General features: G+C 50.1%; 21 protein-coding genes and 1 tRNA gene. 7 read left to right on the top strand and 15 right to left on the bottom strand.

Annotated elements, in window-relative coordinates; genetic code table 11:
• Positions 1 to 97 precede the first annotated feature (97 nt).
• Complete coding sequence (locus tag QOS46_RS12205) at positions 98 to 1,594, top strand: hemolysin family protein (protein ID WP_283610102.1); 1,497 nt, start codon at positions 98 to 100, stop codon at positions 1,592 to 1,594.
• Positions 1,595 to 1,658: 64 nt separating this feature from the next.
• Here QOS46_RS12205 and QOS46_RS12200 read toward each other — a convergent pair whose 3' ends face one another.
• The 7 genes from QOS46_RS12200 to QOS46_RS12170 all read right to left on the bottom strand — a co-directional run bounded on the left by QOS46_RS12200 (position 1,659) and on the right by QOS46_RS12170 (position 8,261).
• Positions 1,659 to 1,883 carry a cobalt ABC transporter substrate-binding protein gene (locus tag QOS46_RS12200; protein WP_283610101.1) on the bottom strand — a complete coding sequence of 75 codons (225 nt, stop codon included), beginning with the start codon at positions 1,881 to 1,883 and terminating at the stop codon, positions 1,659 to 1,661.
• 6 nt (positions 1,884 to 1,889) lie between these two features.
• Entirely contained in the window at positions 1,890 to 3,254 is a 1,365-nt protein-coding gene (locus QOS46_RS12195) for a TRAP transporter large permease subunit (protein ID WP_283610100.1), read from the bottom strand.
• Between the two features lie 161 nt (positions 3,255 to 3,415).
• On the bottom strand, positions 3,416 to 4,567 hold the full coding sequence (locus tag QOS46_RS12190) for an amidohydrolase family protein (RefSeq protein ID WP_283610099.1): 1,152 nt from the start codon (positions 4,565 to 4,567) through the stop codon (positions 3,416 to 3,418).
• Positions 4,568 to 4,655: 88 nt separating this feature from the next.
• Positions 4,656 to 4,886 carry a hypothetical protein gene (locus QOS46_RS12185; protein ID WP_283610098.1) on the bottom strand — a complete coding sequence of 77 codons (231 nt, stop codon included), beginning with the start codon at positions 4,884 to 4,886 and terminating at the stop codon, positions 4,656 to 4,658.
• Between the two features lie 22 nt (positions 4,887 to 4,908).
• Positions 4,909 to 6,273, bottom strand: coding sequence for a TRAP transporter large permease subunit (locus tag QOS46_RS12180; protein ID WP_283610097.1), 1,365 nt, complete (start codon positions 6,271 to 6,273; stop codon positions 4,909 to 4,911).
• A gap of 15 nt (positions 6,274 to 6,288) precedes the next feature.
• Positions 6,289 to 7,266 carry a 2-hydroxyacid dehydrogenase gene (locus tag QOS46_RS12175; RefSeq protein ID WP_283610096.1) on the bottom strand — a complete coding sequence of 326 codons (978 nt, stop codon included), beginning with the start codon at positions 7,264 to 7,266 and terminating at the stop codon, positions 6,289 to 6,291.
• Positions 7,263 to 8,261: a beta/alpha barrel domain-containing protein gene (locus QOS46_RS12170; RefSeq protein WP_283610839.1), complete on the bottom strand. Its 999-nt coding sequence runs from the start codon at positions 8,259 to 8,261 to the stop codon at positions 7,263 to 7,265. Before QOS46_RS12170 ends, QOS46_RS12175 begins: the two co-directional genes overlap by 4 nt.
• Before the next feature lie 225 nt (positions 8,262 to 8,486).
• Between QOS46_RS12170 and QOS46_RS12165 the strand changes: the two genes are divergently transcribed.
• From QOS46_RS12165 to QOS46_RS12155, 3 genes are all read left to right on the top strand, one after another.
• Entirely contained in the window at positions 8,487 to 9,458 is a 972-nt protein-coding gene (locus QOS46_RS12165) for a LysR family transcriptional regulator (RefSeq protein WP_283610095.1), read from the top strand.
• Between the two features lie 225 nt (positions 9,459 to 9,683).
• Positions 9,684 to 10,028: a PadR family transcriptional regulator gene (locus QOS46_RS12160; RefSeq protein ID WP_283610094.1), complete on the top strand. Its 345-nt coding sequence runs from the start codon at positions 9,684 to 9,686 to the stop codon at positions 10,026 to 10,028.
• Positions 10,012 to 10,689, top strand: coding sequence for a DUF1129 domain-containing protein (locus tag QOS46_RS12155; protein WP_283610093.1), 678 nt, complete (start codon positions 10,012 to 10,014; stop codon positions 10,687 to 10,689). The genes QOS46_RS12160 and QOS46_RS12155 overlap by 17 nt, the downstream gene beginning before the upstream one ends.
• A gap of 213 nt (positions 10,690 to 10,902) precedes the next feature.
• On the opposite strand, the gene QOS46_RS12150 is transcribed toward QOS46_RS12155, so the two are convergent.
• From QOS46_RS12150 to QOS46_RS12115, 8 genes are all read right to left on the bottom strand, one after another.
• On the bottom strand, positions 10,903 to 12,294 hold the full coding sequence (locus QOS46_RS12150) for a hypothetical protein (protein ID WP_283610092.1): 1,392 nt from the start codon (positions 12,292 to 12,294) through the stop codon (positions 10,903 to 10,905).
• Positions 12,295 to 12,527: 233 nt separating this feature from the next.
• Positions 12,528 to 14,408 (bottom strand): asparagine synthase (glutamine-hydrolyzing), encoded by a 1,881-nt coding sequence (gene asnB, locus QOS46_RS12145; RefSeq protein ID WP_283610091.1) that lies wholly within the window; start codon positions 14,406 to 14,408, stop codon positions 12,528 to 12,530.
• Between the two features lie 101 nt (positions 14,409 to 14,509).
• Positions 14,510 to 15,142: a CpXC domain-containing protein gene (locus QOS46_RS12140; RefSeq protein WP_283610090.1), complete on the bottom strand. Its 633-nt coding sequence runs from the start codon at positions 15,140 to 15,142 to the stop codon at positions 14,510 to 14,512.
• A 22-nt stretch (positions 15,143 to 15,164) separates the two neighbouring features.
• Positions 15,165 to 16,232, bottom strand: coding sequence for a tRNA 2-thiouridine(34) synthase MnmA (mnmA, locus tag QOS46_RS12135; protein ID WP_283610089.1), 1,068 nt, complete (start codon positions 16,230 to 16,232; stop codon positions 15,165 to 15,167).
• Entirely contained in the window at positions 16,192 to 16,743 is a 552-nt protein-coding gene (locus QOS46_RS12130) for a flavodoxin family protein (protein WP_283610088.1), read from the bottom strand. Before QOS46_RS12130 ends, mnmA begins: the two co-directional genes overlap by 41 nt.
• An 11-nt stretch (positions 16,744 to 16,754) precedes the next feature.
• Positions 16,755 to 17,285, bottom strand: a complete 531-nt coding sequence (locus tag QOS46_RS12125; RefSeq protein WP_283610087.1) for a hypothetical protein — start codon at positions 17,283 to 17,285, stop codon at positions 16,755 to 16,757.
• Positions 17,286 to 17,435: 150 nt separating this feature from the next.
• Positions 17,436 to 17,897 carry an ImmA/IrrE family metallo-endopeptidase gene (locus QOS46_RS12120; RefSeq protein WP_283610086.1) on the bottom strand — a complete coding sequence of 154 codons (462 nt, stop codon included), beginning with the start codon at positions 17,895 to 17,897 and terminating at the stop codon, positions 17,436 to 17,438.
• On the bottom strand, positions 17,878 to 18,273 hold the full coding sequence (locus tag QOS46_RS12115) for a helix-turn-helix domain-containing protein (RefSeq protein WP_283610837.1): 396 nt from the start codon (positions 18,271 to 18,273) through the stop codon (positions 17,878 to 17,880). The genes QOS46_RS12120 and QOS46_RS12115 overlap by 20 nt, the downstream gene beginning before the upstream one ends.
• A 348-nt stretch (positions 18,274 to 18,621) precedes the next feature.
• On the opposite strand from QOS46_RS12115, the gene QOS46_RS12110 reads away from it, so the two are divergent.
• The 3 genes from QOS46_RS12110 (at position 18,622) to QOS46_RS12100 (ending at position 19,302) form a co-directional block, all read left to right on the top strand.
• The gene (locus QOS46_RS12110; RefSeq protein WP_283610085.1) at positions 18,622 to 18,858 is read left to right on the top strand and encodes a hypothetical protein; all 237 of its coding nucleotides are present in this window, start codon (positions 18,622 to 18,624) and stop codon (positions 18,856 to 18,858) included.
• Positions 18,833 to 19,141, top strand: a complete 309-nt coding sequence (locus QOS46_RS12105) for an RNA polymerase sigma factor (RefSeq protein ID WP_283610082.1) — start codon at positions 18,833 to 18,835, stop codon at positions 19,139 to 19,141. The genes QOS46_RS12110 and QOS46_RS12105 overlap by 26 nt, the downstream gene beginning before the upstream one ends.
• Before the next feature lie 84 nt (positions 19,142 to 19,225).
• Positions 19,226 to 19,302: transfer RNA gene (locus QOS46_RS12100), tRNA-Arg, on the top strand.
• Positions 19,303 to 19,323 lie beyond the last annotated feature (21 nt).

The following is a 19,323-nucleotide window of genomic DNA, read 5'->3' as shown; positions in this document are numbered from 1 at the left end:
ATGCCTACTTGAAATAAGATACAATAGAAACTAACTAATTTACAGAGCCTTGGGGAATCATACTGAATTATTTTACAATTCGAAAGGGGAAAAATACATGCCTCCCGAACCTGCGGGCATATTATCCGGCGCACCGATGCTGCTCAGCATGCAGACCGCCGAAGCCGTCGATCCAGCCTTCCATCCGTTTGTTTCATTGCTGATTCTATTTCTTCTGATTCTGGTCAACGCATTTTTTGCGGCATCAGAAATTGCCATTATCACACTTAACGACAACAAAGTTAAAAAAATGGCGGAGGATGGCGATAAAAAAGCGGAAAAAATTCTGAAGCTGACGGAAAACTCCAGCCGATTTCTTTCCACCATCCAAATTGGTGTCACGCTTTCCGGGTTTCTGACCTCCGCATCGGCCTCCCAGAGCTTTGCGGCGATCCTGGCGGAAAAACTGAGCTTCCTGCCGGTTTCCACCTCCTTGCTTCACGGCATCTCCACCGTACTTATCACCATCATCCTGTCGTACTTTTCGCTTGTTTTGGGCGAACTGGTGCCAAAAAAAATCGCCATGCAAAAGGCAGAAGAACTCAGCTTCCGCTTTATCGGCATTTTAAGTGCCACCGCTTCGGTTTTCAGCGTTTTCATTTCGTTCCTTACTGTGTCCACCAACTTTGTCCTGAAGCTCCTCGGTCTTGACCCGAACTCCACGGAGGACACCGTCACGGAAGAAGAGATTCTGATGATGGTCGATGTCGGCGAAGAAAAGGGCCTGATCATTGGCAGCGCCAAAGACATGATTGAGAATATTTTCGATTTTGCCGATACCACGGTGGAAGAAATCATGACGCACCGCACCGACGTGGCCGCAGTAGAAGATACCAGCGCCATAAGCGACGTGGTATCGCTGGCCATTGAAGAGGGATATTCCCGCATTCCGGTATTTCACGAGGATTTGGACACAATCCTTGGCATTATTTATGTGAAGGATTTGCTCAAATATGTAGGCAACGAAATTAACGGCAGCGTAAAAATCACCGATTTAATGCGCCCAGCCTACTTTGTACCTGAAACAAAGCGCTGCACGCAGCTGTTTACCGAATTGACCGAGAAGAAAGTGCAGATTGCCGTGATCGTCGACGAATACGGCGGCACCTCGGGCATCATCACGTTGGAAGACCTGCTTGAGGCCATCGTGGGCAACATTCAGGACGAATTCGACGATGAAGAGGAAGAAATCCGCCGCGTCAGCGATAACAGCTACACGGTGGAAGGCAGCACCTCAATCGATGAAATATCGGACCTGGTGGGTGTTGACCTTCCGGATGGCGATTATGACACGATTGCCGGCCTGGTGGTGGAAATGCTGGGTCGGATTCCCAAATCCGGCGAACACCCCACCGTTCGTGTGCAAAACCTGGCTCTGACTGTGCAGGAGGTAGAGGAAAACCGTATTTCCCGTCTGCTGATCGTCAAGGATCTCACACCCCCGGCTCTGGAGAAAAAATCCGGGAAAGAATTCGATACTTCGAACAAAACGGACGTACCGCAGGAGCATCACCACCATCACCATACCTCCTCCTTTATCGATACGGAACTGTAACTCATTTCTGCAAGCAACCCCGCACCGAATTCTCGGTGCGGGGCTTTTTAGTCGGTCATTCGTATCAATCTTCTTTTGCCGTTTTAGATAGATAACTCAGCAAAAAAGCAACCAACGCGGAAATAGAACAAAGAACACAAACAGGTGTTTGCAGGGTACTCTTCGCCCAAATGGCCAAAGCGCCATTCATGGTAATAACAGAAACGATCTGAATGGCAACCAAACCTAAGGCGAATACGATGGATAAAATCAAGAACAAAAGAAATATATTATTGACGATATTTTTCATGGTACATCAACCCCCTATGATGGGTAAAATCCCCAAAGCGACCAGAACGCCTACTAGAACAAGCGGAATTAAATAGTTAAAAATTAAAGGCTTGAACATAACGCTGACGTTTTCCACACCGGCAATACTGCTGGAAATAAAAATTGGGGAGGACATGGGAGGGGAACAGCCCTCGGTAGAAACAAACAGCAGAAACGCCACTACAGCAGTAACAGGGGGAACTCCCACAGCTACCATGGCAGTATAGGCAACCAGACCAAGGCTGACAGTGGTAGCGGTAGCATTCAGCGGGCCCGCCACCAGAGCGACCACAAATCCGATCAGAAGGATCATGGCAATCTTGGGCAGATTCAAGCTCCCCAAAATAGTACTCAGGCCATCTCCAAAGCCGATCAAAGTCAAAGCGGAGCTTCCGGTCAGAGCAAACAGGGAAACCGCACCACAGGAGCAGACTGTTTTGGAGGTGGAGGAAAGAAGATTCTTCCAGCCGTCCCAGGTTTTCGGCAGCAGTTTACGACCCAGGATTAAGCAGATGGACATGATCAGTACCGGAACCCAGATGATGATATTAATGGCGTTCACAGCCTTCTCCCCAAAGGAAGCCTGACTCTTCAGCACGGCACCGACAGGGCCAATGGTCAAAACCAGCGGTATGATAATACCCAAAAACATCAGTAACGATGTACCGCCCTTCTTAACCGCAACACTCAGTTTTTCAGCATTGCTGTCCATAGCGGGAATCTTGTATTTCCATACATAGTAACGTACTACAAGCAAACGGTAAACCAGAGCCCAAAACGCACCGCACAGCAAAGGCACATACAGGTCGCCGTAGCTGACCGCCTGTGCAATGGGAGCGAAGCTCAGCATCAGAAATAAAGAGGAAGCAGCCGGGCCGCAGATTCCAAGATCCGCATTGCCAGTGTTTATGGTGGCGGCCGTCTCCTTCGGCCATCCGGACTCCAGCATCCACGGAACAGTGATGGAACCCACGGTGGCGGAGTTGGCACTGCTCGCGCTTGCCACCATTCCAAATAAGCCGCTGGCGCAGGTGGAAGCATAAGCCGGGCCGCCGCGAACACGCCCTAATAATGAATTCAAAATGTTAACCAAATGGTTGATAATTCCTGTTTTCGTCATAATAGAGGCCATTACCGTAAACAGAATAATAGCTGCCATTACATTTTCCTGTACCGCATCCGCAAAGCTGCTGGCCAGTGTAGCGGGAATCTGATTAATTCCGTTGAAAGCACAGGCGATGATCATCCCTAAGAACATCGCCTCCGCGATGGTGCGTTTTAACCCGAGATACCAAAACATTACAAATAGAATATAGACCACAAAGGCCCAAATTCCAATCCCAATCTCCATAGATCAACCCTCCTCTTAAAATTTTTTATTAGAAACGGAAAGCAATTGAGCGTTAACAACATCGCGCATTATCACTGTTTCTGCTAAAGATGTAATCTTATCCTCGATAAAAGGAATCATCGCATCGGCCAATCTTCCTTTTGTCGTCCTAAAATTATGTTTTACCGATCAAAATAATTAATATGATTGAATACCCATTCGCCGTCAAGAATCGTACCCATTGGGATCAGAAGTTCTTCTCCTTTTACCTCGTGATTTTTGATGTCATCAAAGAAGAACTTTCCCTGTCGTCTCTCCATAATTGCAATATTTGCTACAGTGCCTTTTTGGAGACACCCAAATCGACCCTCGCAGTTCATCAGTTTTGCCGGAACCGTTGTGACACAGCGAAGTACCTCCCGAAAGCTCATACCCATTGCCATAAAACGAGACATCAGATAAGGCAATGAAACAGCGGGTAAGTATCCGAACGTATTTCTGGTGAGATCCCCTGAAATAATATCCGGTAAGAATCCAGCCTGAATTGCCCGAGCTGCCACCTCATGCCCGAAATGGCCTTTTCCGCAGGCAGATTCAAACAGTATGCCTTTTTCTCTGCCTTTGAATATTTCTCGGGATAGCTTTCCATTCTCTATAATGCCTTTATGCGGTGTGAATACATGGCAGAAGATATCGCCTGGGCGTAAAATATCAATCAGTTCAGATAATTCGCCTTGAAAATCAGGCATATGGACTGAAATACGGATACCGCACGCATCGGCAATACGAACCGCTCCACGGAGAGCTTCAAAGCTGGTCGTTCGGCTGAAATCTGCAATATCTGCACTGATGCGAATTTTTAGGCCGACGATGAATTCTGGATAGCTTTTACACAATCTAGCAATCTTTTTTTCGTTAAAATACTGAGGATGAATATTTTCAGCATGTTCACCCAAGCAGCTCAATCCTTCTGAAGAAACGTTCAAGAAAAACTTAGTATTTCTTCTTTCGCGCTCCGTAAGAATTTCGAAAAACGAAACCATATTGGAATCTCCCGCACTCCCCGCGTCAACGGCGTTAGTGACTCCCGTTGGAAGGTACGAAGCAAACTCCAGTGACGTATTTGTACCACCGCTAAAGAAATGTGCATGATAATCTATCAATCCGGGAATAACTGTCAATCCTTTAAGGTCCACGGTATTCTTTGCCTCAGACTGAATATGCTTATCAATACATTCTATAACTCCGTCTTTTATTGCCAGATCTCCTATACTGCCATCCAGTTCACCTTCAGAATTTGTAAGCGCCCCATTTTTCAGCAATAAATCATACATATTCGCTTTCCCTTTCCGTTTCGTAACCGGACAATCCCATGCCGCCGACTTTTCCGCACATTAGCAAAGCTGGCGGAGAGGCTCTTATTCAGGATTTCATCTCACCTCTGCAATATCCAAGGGCAATCGAAAGAAGCGCAGTGACTGCAGCAAAATAGCCGGCCGGCTTAGCTAAATAAGAATATACCGCGACGCTTAGTTCTCCATTCAGCATCATAAGCGATCCCGCCTGCGCAATAACCAAGGCTGATGCAATCAGAACGTACATGATTGAAGTGACTACACATATTTTGCTAATAACACTTTCAAAAGTTTTCAAAGTTACACTTCCTTTCGGCAAGTTACTGGAAGACAGGCAAGATGCCAACACTTACTAAAACGCCAAGCACTAAAAGCGGTAAAACGTAATGCATAATTAACTTTCCAAAAATGACCTGGGGATCTTCAACCTCTGCAAGACCACAGGAAAGGAAGATAGGTGCCGAGCTTGGGGGAGAAGCTCCTTCGGTCGAAATACAGATCATAAATGCCGCAATCGCCGCCAGAGGGGTTGCCCCGGCGCTGACTAACGCGTTGAACGCCACCGCGCCAATCGCCGCAGTAGTGGCAACTGCACTCAACGGGCCGGCCACCAGAATAACAACGATACAGGTAAGAATAATCATGAATAGGCTCGGCAAATTTAGAGCTTCCAAAACAACGGCTAGATCCTTGTCAAATCCGACCGCATTCAGAACATTGGAGGCCGCAATCGCAAGCAAAAGTACTGCGCCTACATTGCAGATTGATTTCTGGCTTCCACGGAAAATTTCCAGCCAGCCATCTGAGGTTTTGGGAAGATTTTTCCATCCCACAAGAATGCAAATGATGCAAATTACAATAGGAACCCATAAAACAATATTAATAGATGCAATTCCGGCTTTTCCGACGGACTTAATTCCTTTCAAATATTTCGAAACAGGTCCCATTGTCAAAAGGAGCGGAATCGCGATTCCGACAAGCATCAAAAGCGATGTCCAGTTATCTCGAAAAGATTGCCCGATGGGTTTGATCCGATCCGCTGGAACAGGCTGAACATCATATTTTCGTGCATACAGCCACACTCTAATAAGTCTGTATACAAAAGTCCATGTACCACCGCAAAGAACTGCCAAATATGCCTGCCCAATATCCATAGTCGCCGCGACAGCCGGCATACTGACTAAGAGAAACATGGCTGTGCAAGAGGGCATTGCCTGACCCAATCCGGCATTGCCCGCATTCATAGTAGCTGCCACTTCTTTTGGCCAACCACTTTCCTTCATCCAAGGAATTGTGATTGCACCAACAGTTGCGCCGTTTGCTACCGCATTGCCAGATACAAGTCCGAAAAGGAAGCTTGCGCATGCAGAAACATATGCCGCGCCACCTTTCACTTTCCCAATCATAGAGTTCAATAACTCGACGAGTCTGGCGATAATTCCCGCCTTTGTCATAATGGTCGCCATGATTAGGAAAAGCATCGTACACAAAAATGGGGTTTCCTGCGCTGCCTGATTTACAGACGTTACAATAGTCTGGATGGTCTGCGCAGGGCCATTAAACAGCGCCACGACAATCAGACCAACACCCATTCCCTCTGTTACATTTCTTTTTAAGGCGAGCATCCATACAATAATTGTGGCAATATAGACCACAAAGGCCCAAATTCCAACCCCGATCTCCATGGATCAACCCTCCTTTTACAAATCTTTTGTCTCAAAACCGGGAAGCCACTGAACGTTAACGACATCACGCATCGCCCCTGTTTCTGCCAGGGATGTAATCTTTTCCGCAATAAAAGGAATCATCGTATCGGCAAGATCAGCCGTAGTGCCACCAATGTGCGGCGTTATGATGACATTGGAGCATTGCAGAAGCTGAGCTGTAATTTCGGAATCTTCTTCCTCCACACAATCCAGCCCCGCGCCAGCCAAATATCCATTTTTCAGCGCCTTCAACAAAGCAGCTTCATCGATCAAACCGCCTCTGGCGGTATTCAGCAAACATGCTGACGGTTTCATCGCGGCAAGCTGTTCCACGCCGATCATGTGCCGGGTGCTGTCCAGCAGGGGAACGTGGAGTGATACCAGATCTGAAGTAGCCAGGAGCTGTTCCAGCGACACAAAGGTCATGTGGTTTTGCCGTTCCACTTCCTCTGGCAGGCGAAATGCATCATAATATTGAACTCTGGCCCCCAGTGCCTGCGCTAACGCAGCTACTCGACGGCCGATATTTCCTCCGCCGATGAGACCCACCGTTTTGTAATTGAGGGAAATAGACGTGTCTGCGTAAGCTCCCCTATCCCAATTTCCGGCCTGTACATTACAGCTGTAACCCATTATTTTGCGGTTCAGCAGAATCATCAGGCCCAAAGCCAGTTCTGCTACGGCATAGGAGTTGACGCCGGGCGTGTTCGCTACCATAACACCACGTTTTCCCGCTGCTTCAATGTCCACCGAATCGTATCCGGCGCCCCAGCGGATCACTGCTTTCAGGTTTGGATTATTTGCAATGACAGCTTCCGGAGTTTTTAAAATCCGGACGATGATACACTCTGCATCAGTCGTGGCGTTATAATCCTCCTGCGTCAGAACCTGAGTAACGCGATGCTCCGGAAGGAGCGACTGAAAGCGCTCCAGAGTACCTGTGGAGTAAGGGCCTGCAAGTATCACATTCATGTTTTTTCCCCTTTCGCCTGAATGCGGGCAGCGGTTGAGCGCATTAATTCCTCGCTGGGATTTTTCCGGTCGATTTTGGAGGTTTCCACAATCAGCGGGTACAGCCCCACGCCGCACTCCTGCGCTACTTTGCGGAAGGTGGCCATAAAGGCCGAGTGGGCGCCGCTGTAACCAAGGATCAGATCCTTTGGTTTAATCGGGGTATGATATCCCTCTTTTTCCATCACAGGGATCAGCTCCCGATCTTCAAAATTCAGAAGCTGATACAGATCGACCTCCTGTGCAGCCCCTTTCATCTGCATCAGCGCCACAGCCACCTCAGTAGGAAGATTTCCGGCGCTGCGGGCCATGCCCAGCAGACCGCAATCCAACACATCAACGCCATTTTCGTAGGCGGCCAAAGCATTGGCGGTGCTTAATCCCAGATTATTGTGGCAATGGAAGCCAACCGGAATATGTAAGCGCTCTTTTAAAGCCTTAACATATTGACCGGCATCCTGCGGCAGCATCGTCCCGGCCGAATCCATAATGGTGATTTCATCCAAACCGTGAGCCTCTAACCCGGCTGCCTCTTCGGCCAACTCCTCTGGGGTGAGCAGATAGGCTTTCATCAAAGAGTACCGTGCCGTAATGCCATGCTTTTTGACATCCTCAATCACAGGATAGGTCTTGGCTCCGTCACCGGCATCCATGCCTATGCGTAAAAAAGAGATTCCCTTGTCTGCCGCCATTGCCACATTTTCCGGTTCATAGCGCTTGGCATTTAAAAACATGCCTATGTCCGCCTGAGACAGGTAAGGGTGGATTAAGTCCAGATAAGCGGCGTCGCTGATTGGAGCAGGACTTCCCTTTTCTGTTGCTCCAAGCCCTTTGGCATTCCCCATTTCAATAATGTGAATATTGCTGCGGATCAGGCCCTCGATCATTAATTTGGTCAGCTCAGGGGAAAACCCGTTTCCAACCACATTCGCACCGTCACGCAGCGTACAGTCCATAATTCTCACAAAATCACTCCTCAATCATATTCATTGATGTATTTTTTAACCATATTTACCATACAGGAAATCCTTCCAAATGTGAAACACAGGTATTTTTTCATCACAACAAAATTTTTTTGTTTATTGATTGAATTTTCTACACTTTGACAAAAATCGGGAAGTCAGGTATTCTGTTTTAGAAAAGGTTATTTGTAAAATGCGGATTGCTTGAGGAGGTAGAGTATGGATACAGCCAGTCTTTTTTATTTTACAGAGGCGGCCAAAGACCTTAATTTTACGCAGACAGCCAACCGCCTATTTTTGTCACAGCAAAATTTGAGCAATCACATTGCCCGAATGGAATCCATCTTGGGGTGTAAGCTTTTTCAGCGAAAACCGAAGCTGGAGCTGACTTATGAAGGTGAGCTGTTTCTTTCTTACGCCAAAGAAGCGGTTGCATCGGAAAACAACATGATGGCATCGATTAAATCGATTCAAAATGAAAATGCGGGGGAATTGCGTATTGGTATCACAACGCCCCGCGCAAGCATTATTGTCCCTGAAATTATGGAGGTATTTAATGCGTCCCATCCGGGAATCCATATCAAGCTGTTTGACCAGCCTTCCTATCTCTTGGAAAAAATGCTGGTGGACAACAGGCTGGATTTTTGCATCGGAGTCATTTATTCCGAATACCCCGAGCTTCAATCGACTCATCTGTTAACCGATAAAGTGTATCTTTGTGTATCTGACAGGTTACTTCGCAGCTGCTATGGCGCACAGGCGGACGAATTACGGGAGAAAGCGAAATACGGGGCAAATGTTGCTGATTTTTCTCAGCTGCCATTGGTTATGTCCACAGACAGTATTCCGTTGACCCGCGCCATCCTCTCCTGCTACGAAGAAGTGGGCAGCCAGCCTAACGTTCTGCTGACCACCACTTATCCACAGTTTTTTCACTCCCTCTATTACAGCGGGATTGCGGCCGCTTTCATGACGGAAATGATTCTGGCCGATATTCTGCGCCACCAGCAGCAGGGAGCAGAAACTCTTTATGCATTTCCCCTGCTACGGAACGGGGACTTTTTATGCCGGGACATCACCCTCACCGTCAACTGTCACCGGTACTTGTCCAAACCGGCCAAGCATTTTATCTCTCTGACACAAAATATCTTTTCCTCCATTGCGGAACAAAGAAAAAACGAGAACAACTGAATCAGGCTGCTTACAAAACAAATTGCGGCAGCCTTACATCATTCCAATATTATGCGCTTTGAAATGCCTCTAACAGGCTGCACAGAGCGCATTTTTTCATATCACTTTACATCCTTGTCCCCGTTTTTCCGAATGCAGAGCTTGACATTCCCACTACTATGTAATACAATGTAGCAAGTACATTGCATTGCATAGTAGAATTGCCCGAACAGGAGGAACCCCCGCATGATACCATCACAAATGTTAAAGGGTACGCTGGAGGGCTGCATACTGAACATCATCAGCAGGCAGGAAACCTACGGCTACGAAATATCGCAGCAGCTGCAGCAGTATGGATTTTCCGACATTTCGGAGGGGACCATTTACCCTCTTCTGCTTCGGCTCGAAAAAAGTGGGCTCATCACCGCTGAATCCCGGGAATCCCCTCTGGGACCCCGGCGAAAATATTTTTCTCTATCCGCTGCGGGCCGAGCTGAGCTCGACGAGTTTTTCGCAAACTGGAAGGAGCTCGAGCAGGCGGTAAATAATCTGTTCATTCATGGAGGGAATCACGATGAATCAAAAAGCTAAGCTGCTCAACCGCAGCAACAATCAGCTCGATCAGCGTCTGACCACTGAAAATGACCGGGTAATGACCGATATGGTCTGCTACCTGCGCGCGTCAAGCCTGTCGGAATACAATCAAGAGCTTGTCCGGCAGGATCTGCTGGAGATGATGCTTTCCGCACAGGAGCGCGGCGATAACATTGAAACCGTAATCGGCGGAGATTACCAAAGCTTCTGCGACGAAATTATCGCCAGCATACCGCCAAAAAGCACTCTGCAAAAGGTATGCGGCGCTTTCAGCACCTTTTTTCTGTGTGCCGCAATCCTGTGTACCATCGGTATCGCATTTTCAAAAGATACCTTCCAGCTGATCCACTCAGCTTTCACCGGTCAACCACTCAATTTTCAGATTTCCGTACCGATCAGCAGCCTGGTTTTCTTTGCCTTGATCATTTCTTTTTCGGTTTTTGTGGTGCAATATATCTGCAAAACAGCCTTTCGCCCAGAAAAGCCAAAGCTAAACCTTGGAAAGAGCTTTTTGCTTGGTGCAGGCATCATGGTATTTTTTGTGGTGGTGGTATGGTTCGGGCGCGCCGTGGCCTTTACCGTATCTCTCTGGGCCGCCTGCGCAGGGATACTCGTAATGCTTGTGCTGTACCGGGTTTTGGAGCAGTACGAAGGATAACGCTCTCTTTTTACTTTTCTGTTCTTCTCCAAGCAGGCTGCCAATTTTACTCAAAAACCAAATCCCTATGTTTTAATTTAAGCCTTTCTTCTAAAAGAAAGGCTTTCTTTTTTACATGGAGCAATTGTGTATCTTAGCAGTTGCAAATAGAAAGACACGCCAAAACAAGGTTTTGGCGTGTCGATTTTATTTTCTCGCGGTGTGGGGTCGCTTTCAGGAAGTAAAATAGCTCAGATTACGAGCCGCGACACCGTTCTGCTTGATTCCGGCCGTCACCATCACCCGAATGGAGGAATGCACGCCCCGCACGGTAGAACTCACGGTGGTGGGGTCGGCGCTGGCCCGGAGAGCGGTGATGCGGTAATACACATCCACCAAACCATCGCTTCTGGTCTCGCGGCGCAGCTCCTTCACCGATGCAATGTGCGGTCGGCTGGAAGCCGTCTGCACCTCGCTGGCGGCAGCGCCCGAAAGCGTTACCTTATAATCGTAAATATTGCCCGGCGCGAACTGATAGCTATCGGTATCGATCATGACCCACCCGCTCTTTGTCGTCGGTGTTGCTGCTGACGATACCGTCAGTGTATAGCTGGTGCTGGTTCCGTTGGAGGATTTTACGGTAAACACCGACGTACCTGCGGAAAGGCCCTGCACCTGGTATTGGGTACCGCCGTTCACCGAGGCTCCCGACCCCAGCACCTGTGCAACATTGGGATTGCCCGACGTTACCGTAAATGTACCGGAGGTAGGCTTCTGAATGAAAATGGAAGTAGTTCCGCCCACCGCAACCGTACCGGAATAGCCGCTCAGCTGCACCGAATCCGTGGTAGAACCAGAGCTGATGTTTCCGCTGGAGCCGGAACCGGAAAGCCCCAAATTGGTGGGAGTAAGCACATAAGATCCGCCATTGGAAATACCAACCTTAAATTCATCGTCATCATTCAGCTTGAATTTCGAACCTGTCACGTACGAAAGCTTCGAGCCGGAAAGCTTATACAGATAAAAAGAGTTCTGCTCTGCGTTGTCCAGATCGTAGAAAACAGGATAGGTGGTTTTGGTATCATCGCCTTTGTCCATCGGGAGAATCAGAACCGTGTTTTTCGGCAGAGCTGCCGTATGTTTCATCTGGATTACCGCACTGTTAACAGTAATGGGGTCTGTCAGCGTCACAGTGGAAACATTAGCAACCTTCAGCGCTAAATTAATGTCCGTGAGGGTATCCATTTTCCCGCTGCTGAATTCCCAGGCATATTCCATATCGCCGCTTTGGGAGTAGATTTCAAATGTGGCTTTCTTCCCACTTTTTTCAATTGCCTGCAGCGTAGATTTCGGCACTGTGATCGAGCTCATATCCTGCACCGCCTTGGAAGTAGCGGAAGTGGATTCAAAATTCAGCTGAACCCTCACATTTTCGCGGTCATTTGTCAGGATATATTCAATCTCTGAAAGCGTCGCCGCAGTAAATTTAAAACTGGAAGTGCTTGTTATATCAACATCCACGGTTTGCTCGCTCGTCGCAGCCTGAGCTGTCTGAAAAGGCACTGCAGTCCACATCAACCCCAGCGACAACACCGCTGCAATCCATTTTTTGCGCGTTTTTTTCATGGCTCTGATCCTCCCTGCATTCATGCCCGCTCCCCGCAGGCGCTTTTCTCTATTTCACTGATTGGACGATATATCACAAATTTCCTGTTTTTCCCTCTCATTATATATAAAATCTAACTGTCAGTCAAGGAACTCACTCTTTTTTCTCTTTTGCAAACAAGCGGCGGACACTTCTGCCCGTCGAAGTGTCCGCCGCTTGTTCTATTGTTCAAAGATCGTGTAACCTTGGAGCATTATTTCTGATTGCTAGAAAAATCAGGCATGTCGCCCTCTTCGTGGCCGGCGCCCTCAAAATAGACCTGATACCACAGCAGGAACACAAATACCGTCCAAATGCGGCGGCTGTAATCCCGACGGCCCTTGAAGTGCTCGTCCAAGTAGTGCAGAAGCTCCTCAGTATGGAAGAACTGCTTGGCCAGATCAGACGAAAATGCATCCTTCACGATTTTATAATACCGCTCGTCACGCAGCCACACACGGGTAGGCACCGGGAAGCCAAGCTTCTTCTTCTCCGCGGTGCGGGCGGGCAGATGCCGCAGCGCCGCCTGACGCATGGCGTATTTGGTGGTGTTGTTTTTCAGGCGCAGGCTCTTCGGAATCGACGCCGCCACACGGAACACCTCTTTATCGAGGAACGGCACGCGCAGCTCCAAAGAGTTCGCCATGCTCATGCGGTCGGCTTTGAGCAAAATATCGCCCACCATCCACAGATTGATGTCAAGATACTGCATGCGGGTCACGTCGTCCAAATCCTTCACACGGTCGTAATACGGCTTGGTGATCGTCTGCGGACGCGTCGCGATGGACGGATCCCTGAGCAGGCGCAGCTTATCCTCGTAGCCGAACATTTTGGCGTTGCCGATAAAGCTGTCGTTCGTGGGAAACTCGCCGCGCGTAATAAAGCCCTGTCCGACAAAATGCCACGGCACCTTCTGCACCACGCGGCGCAAAAACGTGCGCAGCCATTGGGGCAGCTTATGGTAATTCCGGAATACATCCGGCTCGTTGTAAACGGTGTAGCCGCCGAACAGCTCGTCGGCACCCTCTCCGGACAAAACCACCTTCACATACTCGCTCGCAAGCTTCGAAACAAAGAACAGTGCAATGCACGACGGGTCAGCCAGCGGCTGATCCATATGGTACTGCACCTTTTTAATGTTGCCCCAAAACTCCTCCGAGGTAATCAGCTTTTTGTGGTGCTCAACGCCGATCTCCTTTGAGAGACTCTCCGCCCAGTCAATCTCGTTGTACTTCTCGCCAAAATCAAAGCCGACGGTAAAGGTTTTCTGCCCCGGGAAGTACGTCGCCACATAGCTCGAATCCACGCCGCTGGACAGAAAGCAGCCGACCTCTACGTCGCTGATCTTGTGGCACTCGACGGATTCCTCGAACACCTTTTCAATGCGATCAACCGCTTCCTCCTCCGAGAGGGACTCATCCGGCTCAAAGCGCGGCTCCCAGTAACGGGTGGTGGTCACCTGGCCGTCGCGCAGCCACAGGTAATGGGCGGGCAGCAGACACGAAACGCCCTCAAAGAACGTTTTGGGCGGAACGGCGTACTGAAACGACAGGTAGTTGTTCAGTGTATCGTAATCCAGTTTTTTCTCAAAGCCCGGGAACTCCAGAATGCTCTTGATCTCAGAGCCATACACAAAGTGATTCCCCACCATCGTGTAGTGCAGGGGCTTGATGCCGAAGAAATCCCGCGCGATAAACAGGGACTTGTCCTTTGTGTTCCAGATTGCAAACGTAAACATGCCGCGCAGGCGGTTGAGCAGGTCTTCCTGCCACTCCTCAAACCCGTGGATCAGCACCTCGGAATCCGTTTGTGTCCTAAAGATATGACCCTTCTCAATCAGCTCCGCGCGCAGCTTCTGGTAGTTATAAATCTCACCGTTGAAGGTGAGCACCAGCGTTTTATCCTCGTTAAAAATCGGCTGATCACCCGTAGACGACACGTCGATAATGCTCAGGCGGCGGAATCCCATCGAGATATCCTCTGTCTGAAAAGCACCGCTGCTGTCCGGCCCACGGTGTATGATTTGGTCGGTCATGCTTTTCAGCACGGCCTCCCTGTCAACAATTTCGCCTGTAAATCCGCATATTCCACACATAATCTGATTTGTTCCCCTTCTCCGGTTGAAAGTGTTTCCCCGCAAGAAATATTGATGTGTCTTTCTCCGCCGAAGGCGGGGAAAGACACGAATATCCCTTTTTATTGCTCCAGCAGCGTTCTGGCCAACGCCAGATCTACCAGCTGAAAGCCAGATTCGTGAAAATCCACACGCTCCGCGGCGCGAAGCGATTTTTCATATACTTCCAGCCACACTCCCTGATATACCGGCTTTTCTTCCCCTTGCAAAAACATGGAAAAGCCCAGGTAGTCCAGCTCTTTGCTTTCTGTTAAAAAGAACATTTTGTCCACCCGCGTTTGCTGTTTGCGCTCGGTCAGCTCCTGCAGCGCCAGCTTGACCATCTCCAGCGCCACGTCATTCAAACCGCTTTCGAAGATCATCACTTTTTCCTTCAGCTCTGCGGGCGTAAGCACCAGCCGTTTTTTCAGCCCAGCAAGGGCCGGGTGCCGCCGCTCAGCCTCAACCACCTGTTGAGTGCGCCCTGGCGGCGAAAGGCAGATCAAAAAACCGCGCTCCTGATCATGATACAGGCAGGGGTATACCATCTGCGCCTGGTAGCTGCAATCCGGGCACTCCCATGAGAAAAAGGTTTCATTTAAAATCCGCTCCCGCTGCTCCGGATCGGCCGAAGCGTCGATCTCGATCCACATGCGGCTTTTGTTCACAGCCCCGCAGCCGGGGCAGCTAAGCTCTTTTGTGATACAGGCTGCCATGATCACACCCCATTGCTTTTGATTATAATATCGTTCCGCCGCCCACTACCAAATTTTCCTGGTAGAAAACGACTGCTTGTCCTGGTGTAACGGCGCGCTGCGGCTCGTCAAACAGCACGCGCACCTGTCCCTGTGCATCGGGCAATACCCGCGCGGTCGCGGGCCTGGCCTGGTAGCGAACCTTGGCCTGCACATGCAACTCAGCCGGTGGCTCGTCGAAGGCAATCCAGTTTAAATCACCGGCAATCAGCTCCGAAGCGTACTGGCTGCCCTCCGGCCCCAGAACAATCCGGTTGTGTTCGGCGTCGATTTTAGTCACATACATCGGCTGCGGAAAGCTGATTCCAAGCCCCTTGCGCTGGCCTACAGTATAATGAGTGATTCCCCTATGGCGCCCAAGCACATGGCCCTCGGCATTCACAAAATCGCCCTTGGGCAGCTCTTTGCCCGTATATTGGCGAATAAACCCGGCGTAATCCTTGTTTTCCACAAAGCAAATTTCCTGACTGTCGGGCTTTTTCGCCACAGGCAGCCCGGCCTCCTGCGCCATACGGCGCACCTCAGGTTTTTCCAGCTCCCCCAGCGGGAACAGTGTATGCGCCAGCTGATACTGCGTCATGGAATACAGCACATAGCTCTGGTCTTTTCCGGCGGGTGAGCGATACAGCAGCCACCGGCCATTTTTATCCTGCCGCACAATCGCGTAATGCCCGGTGGCAACAGCGTCAAAGCCAAGCTGCCGCGCCCGGCGCAGCATTTCCTCAAACTTTAAATACCGGTTACAGTTGATGCAGGGGTTCGGGGTACGCCCGACCTGGTAGTCCCTCGCAAAGGGTTCGATCACATCGCGCTGGAATTCCTCGGTGAAATTCATCACCAGATGCTCAATCCCCAGCCGGTAACAAACGCGGCGCGCGTCATCTATGTCATCCAAAGAACAGCATCCACCGCTCTGGCTGCTGCACATGTACTCGTCCGGGCGCAGACGCATTGTCACACCCGTGACCTCATAGCCCTGTTTCTGCAGCAAAAGAGCAGCGACAGAGCTATCAACCCCGCCGCTCATTCCCAGCAGTATTTTTTTGATCATTGTTCTTGTCTCCGTCCTGCTCCCGCAGCTCCAGCTTACCGTCGTCTGTCAGGCGGAACGCTTTTCGCTCCGCCTTCACATCGTAAATCAGTTCCCGGTTTGCCTGCAAATCCAGCACATCGGGGCAAACCGCTCCAGCCTGTTCCAGCTCCTGGCGCATCAGGTTCACGGCCTCACCCGAGCCGCCGGCGTGGGTCATCAATCCGTATACCGTTTTGCCGCGCAGATCATATTCCCGAATAAAATCGTTCATTGCAGGCGTAAGATTCCCGGCCCAAACCGGTGACGCTACAATCAGGGTATCATAAACGGAAATATCGGCATCCACGGGAAGAATATCTCCGCTCTTGCGGCGGATCGCGTCATACACGCCCAGCGTATATGCGCTCGCCAGACCCCGGTGGGCAATTTCTTTCAGCTCCACAAAATCGGCGTCCAGCGATTTTGCCATGCAGCCACACAGCTTTTTTGTTTTCCCGGTTTGGGAAAAACAGACGATCAATGGTTTCATACCGCGCACCCTTATTCTTCGGTGGGGGGGATCACACTGCCGTCTTCCTCGTCGGCTGCTTCACCGGATGTCTTTGTCTGTGAGACACTGAACTCATCGTCGTATTCCGACGTTGCGTGAGCATGGTGACCCCCGACCCCGTCTACCTCTCGCAGCTCGCGCTCATCCTCATACGTGTCGCCATCGTAGCTGTCAAACTCCGCATCGTGCGCCTGGCAGGCATAGCAGTCCTCATAATCCTCGTACTCGTCGTAATCGTCCTCATCCTCGTCGGTCAACTCCTCCAAACGGGTCAGAGCACGATCCAAACGGCGGCGGGAATTTTCCAGGGACAAACAGTGGCGTTCCGTTTCCTCCAGATTTTTGTCACGCAGATTGTTGAAATAGTATTTTCCCAGAGCAATATACGCGCGGTCGATGTTCTTTTCCTCGCAACGTACCACAGCCTTGATCCGGTTAATCAGCGCGTTCTTTCGGTTGGCTTCCACTACAAAATCAATCGCTTTTGTCACATTGGATGCGACGGAAGATAAAATTTTCATAGCTTCTCCTTTATCAACTGCACCGTTCCGTTTGAATTGCCGGGTTACCCGGCCGAAACGGCAATTTTTTTCAAATGCTGCCCTTATTATATCGCAAAAGGCCCCGGAATAACAGAAAATTTTTGTGAATTTATTTTTAGAAACCTCATTTCAGGAAACGAGCGCATGGCCGTCGCCCACACAAAGGTTCACCACGCGTGCCGGCAAGCCCGAAAGCTGGGCCACACGCTCCACCGTCAGCGGGCTGTACCACTCTCTCCAGTCCGGCAGACTGTCCTGCAGCAAAAGGCAGGCGGCAAAATAATCCGCCTGATTTTCCAACCGCGGCATACACAGATTTGTCAGCTCCTCGAGCGCTAGCGCATTCGTTTTTCCGTGCAGCAGCACATGCCCCAGCTCATGCGCGCACACATAGGAGCGCAGCTCCATTGGCACAGAGAGATTCAGCACAATGGTAAACCGCTGCTGAAAGCAAAGGCAGAAGCCATTGACCGACCGGGGCAGTTCCTGCCACAACACAGGGATGCCCAAATGATCGCACAGCTCAAAAACGTCGCCGCCAAACCGCAGCCTGAGCGAACGCACCAGCCGTTCAATCCTTTGATTCGTCATTTTCTCCCTCCTCCGGAATGGCGATCGCTGCCGCTACCCGGATTGCATTCACTATTTTTTCGCGATCCGACTCAGAAAGGGGTGCACCGTTAAACATCAGCCCCTGCTGATTTTTGAGGATATTCGTAAAGCGGTCGATTACAGTATTGACCTCCTGCTGCGTCTGCGACTCCTCCCGAACACCAAGCAGCGTGTCAGTGCTAACGTGGAACATGCGCGCCAAACGGGCCAGAAGCTCGCTGTCCGGCTCGCGCCGCCCCTGCTCGTACATGCCCACCGCCGAGGCGGAAACGCCGAGACGCTTTGCCAGCTGCGCCTGCGTCAGGCCGTATTCTGTCCGTAACTTTTTCAGTTCCACCCCAAACATAGCACTCACCCATTCCAAAATTTCGCCTCGCCCCGTCCGGAGCGCCCCCGCGCTAGGCGGACGGCGCGACGCCCGTTCAAACGGCTTTACCGTTTGCGGCCGTGCTCTTTCATGGGGGCATTCTATCACACATTTCGTGTTTTTTCAAGATTAATTTGAAAAATTTTATTCCAAACTTAACCATTGTCCCATTTATCTCCCTGTGATAACTTTATCGAACATTTGTTTATAGTTTCTGTTGCAGTGCGGGTATCACTATGCTATGATGAAATCTGACAAGCCCCGGTAATTTCATTCCACTCTGCCGTGCTTTGTCATTTAAACTACACGTTTCGTGTATACAAAAGGAGAAATGACATGGATTTTATGAGTTGGGGAGAAGAATACCTGCAGGAGGCCAATGTGCTCAAGGCCAGAGTAGACTTTTTGAGGCACCAGCTGAAAACGGCTACTCCCAATGCAGCCAAAGCCCTGAACGAACGGATTGTGATGATGTACTCGATGTATTTGGACTGCCGGGAAACCGGGCGGCTGCTGCAAAGCTATGCAAGAGAAAGGGGGGCGCACCGTGAGAAAGAAACGCTTATCCCTTGACCAGTTTACGGAGAGCCTCGCCGGAATTCAGGAGTACCGCCGCCAGGGAGAATCGGCAGATGCGGAATACCACCGTATGCTGCATACACTAAACCGAGCCATGGAAGGCGAGCTGACCGACCGGCAGCGGCAGTGCGTGCAGCTCTGCTTTTTTGAGGGTCTCACTGCGCGGCAGGCGGCACAGGAGCTTTGCATCCACGAATCGACCGTCAGCCGGCACCTGAAAAAGGCGCGGCAGCGGCTGGAGCGCGTGCTCCGCTACTCGTTCAACCGGCTGGAATAATGTTGACAAACACCCTGTCCTGCTGTAAAATGTAACAGTTAATCGCCCAGCAGGGCAGAGTGTTGTTTGCATCCCTTCCTATCTGTCTCCGTAGCTCAGCTGGATAGAGCGTTCGCCTCCTAAGCGAAAGGCCGCGCGTTCAAATCGCGCCGGGGACGCCATAGAAAAGCCACACCAGACAG

The sequence above is a fragment of the Faecalispora anaeroviscerum genome, from assembly GCF_947568225.1.
Classification (GTDB): Bacteria; Bacillota; Clostridia; order Oscillospirales; family Acutalibacteraceae; genus Faecalispora; species Faecalispora anaeroviscerum.
Note: the sequence above shows the minus strand (reverse complement) of the source record. Positions and strands in the feature narration are given on the sequence as shown.

Bases quoted from the DNA above. Each gene is read 5' to 3' on its own strand.
- QOS46_RS12125 (WP_283610087.1), bottom strand. From the start codon at position 17,285: ATGAAAATTTTATCTTCCGTCGCATCCAATGTGACAAAAGCGATTGAT.
- QOS46_RS12195 (WP_283610100.1), bottom strand. From the start codon at position 3,254: ATGGAGATTGGGATTGGAATTTGGGCCTTTGTGGTCTATATTCTATTT.
- QOS46_RS12155 (WP_283610093.1), top strand. From the start codon at position 10,012: ATGAATCAAAAAGCTAAGCTGCTCAACCGCAGCAACAATCAGCTCGAT.
- QOS46_RS12180 (WP_283610097.1), bottom strand. From the start codon at position 6,273: ATGGAGATCGGGGTTGGAATTTGGGCCTTTGTGGTCTATATTGCCACA.
- QOS46_RS12110 (WP_283610085.1), top strand. From the start codon at position 18,622: ATGGATTTTATGAGTTGGGGAGAAGAATACCTGCAGGAGGCCAATGTG.
- QOS46_RS12190 (WP_283610099.1), bottom strand. From the start codon at position 4,567: ATGTATGATTTATTGCTGAAAAATGGGGCGCTTACAAATTCTGAAGGT.
- QOS46_RS12200 (WP_283610101.1), bottom strand. From the start codon at position 1,883: ATGAAAAATATCGTCAATAATATATTTCTTTTGTTCTTGATTTTATCC.
- QOS46_RS12170 (WP_283610839.1), bottom strand. From the start codon at position 8,261: ATGGACTGTACGCTGCGTGACGGTGCGAATGTGGTTGGAAACGGGTTT.
- asnB (WP_283610091.1), bottom strand. From the start codon at position 14,408: ATGTGTGGAATATGCGGATTTACAGGCGAAATTGTTGACAGGGAGGCC.
- QOS46_RS12140 (WP_283610090.1), bottom strand. From the start codon at position 15,142: ATGGCAGCCTGTATCACAAAAGAGCTTAGCTGCCCCGGCTGCGGGGCT.
- QOS46_RS12150 (WP_283610092.1), bottom strand. From the start codon at position 12,294: ATGAAAAAAACGCGCAAAAAATGGATTGCAGCGGTGTTGTCGCTGGGG.
- QOS46_RS12160 (WP_283610094.1), top strand. From the start codon at position 9,684: ATGATACCATCACAAATGTTAAAGGGTACGCTGGAGGGCTGCATACTG.
- mnmA (WP_283610089.1), bottom strand. From the start codon at position 16,232: ATGATCAAAAAAATACTGCTGGGAATGAGCGGCGGGGTTGATAGCTCT.
- QOS46_RS12175 (WP_283610096.1), bottom strand. From the start codon at position 7,266: ATGAATGTGATACTTGCAGGCCCTTACTCCACAGGTACTCTGGAGCGC.
- QOS46_RS12205 (WP_283610102.1), top strand. From the start codon at position 98: ATGCCTCCCGAACCTGCGGGCATATTATCCGGCGCACCGATGCTGCTC.
- QOS46_RS12120 (WP_283610086.1), bottom strand. From the start codon at position 17,897: ATGACGAATCAAAGGATTGAACGGCTGGTGCGTTCGCTCAGGCTGCGG.
- QOS46_RS12165 (WP_283610095.1), top strand. From the start codon at position 8,487: ATGGATACAGCCAGTCTTTTTTATTTTACAGAGGCGGCCAAAGACCTT.
- QOS46_RS12130 (WP_283610088.1), bottom strand. From the start codon at position 16,743: ATGAAACCATTGATCGTCTGTTTTTCCCAAACCGGGAAAACAAAAAAG.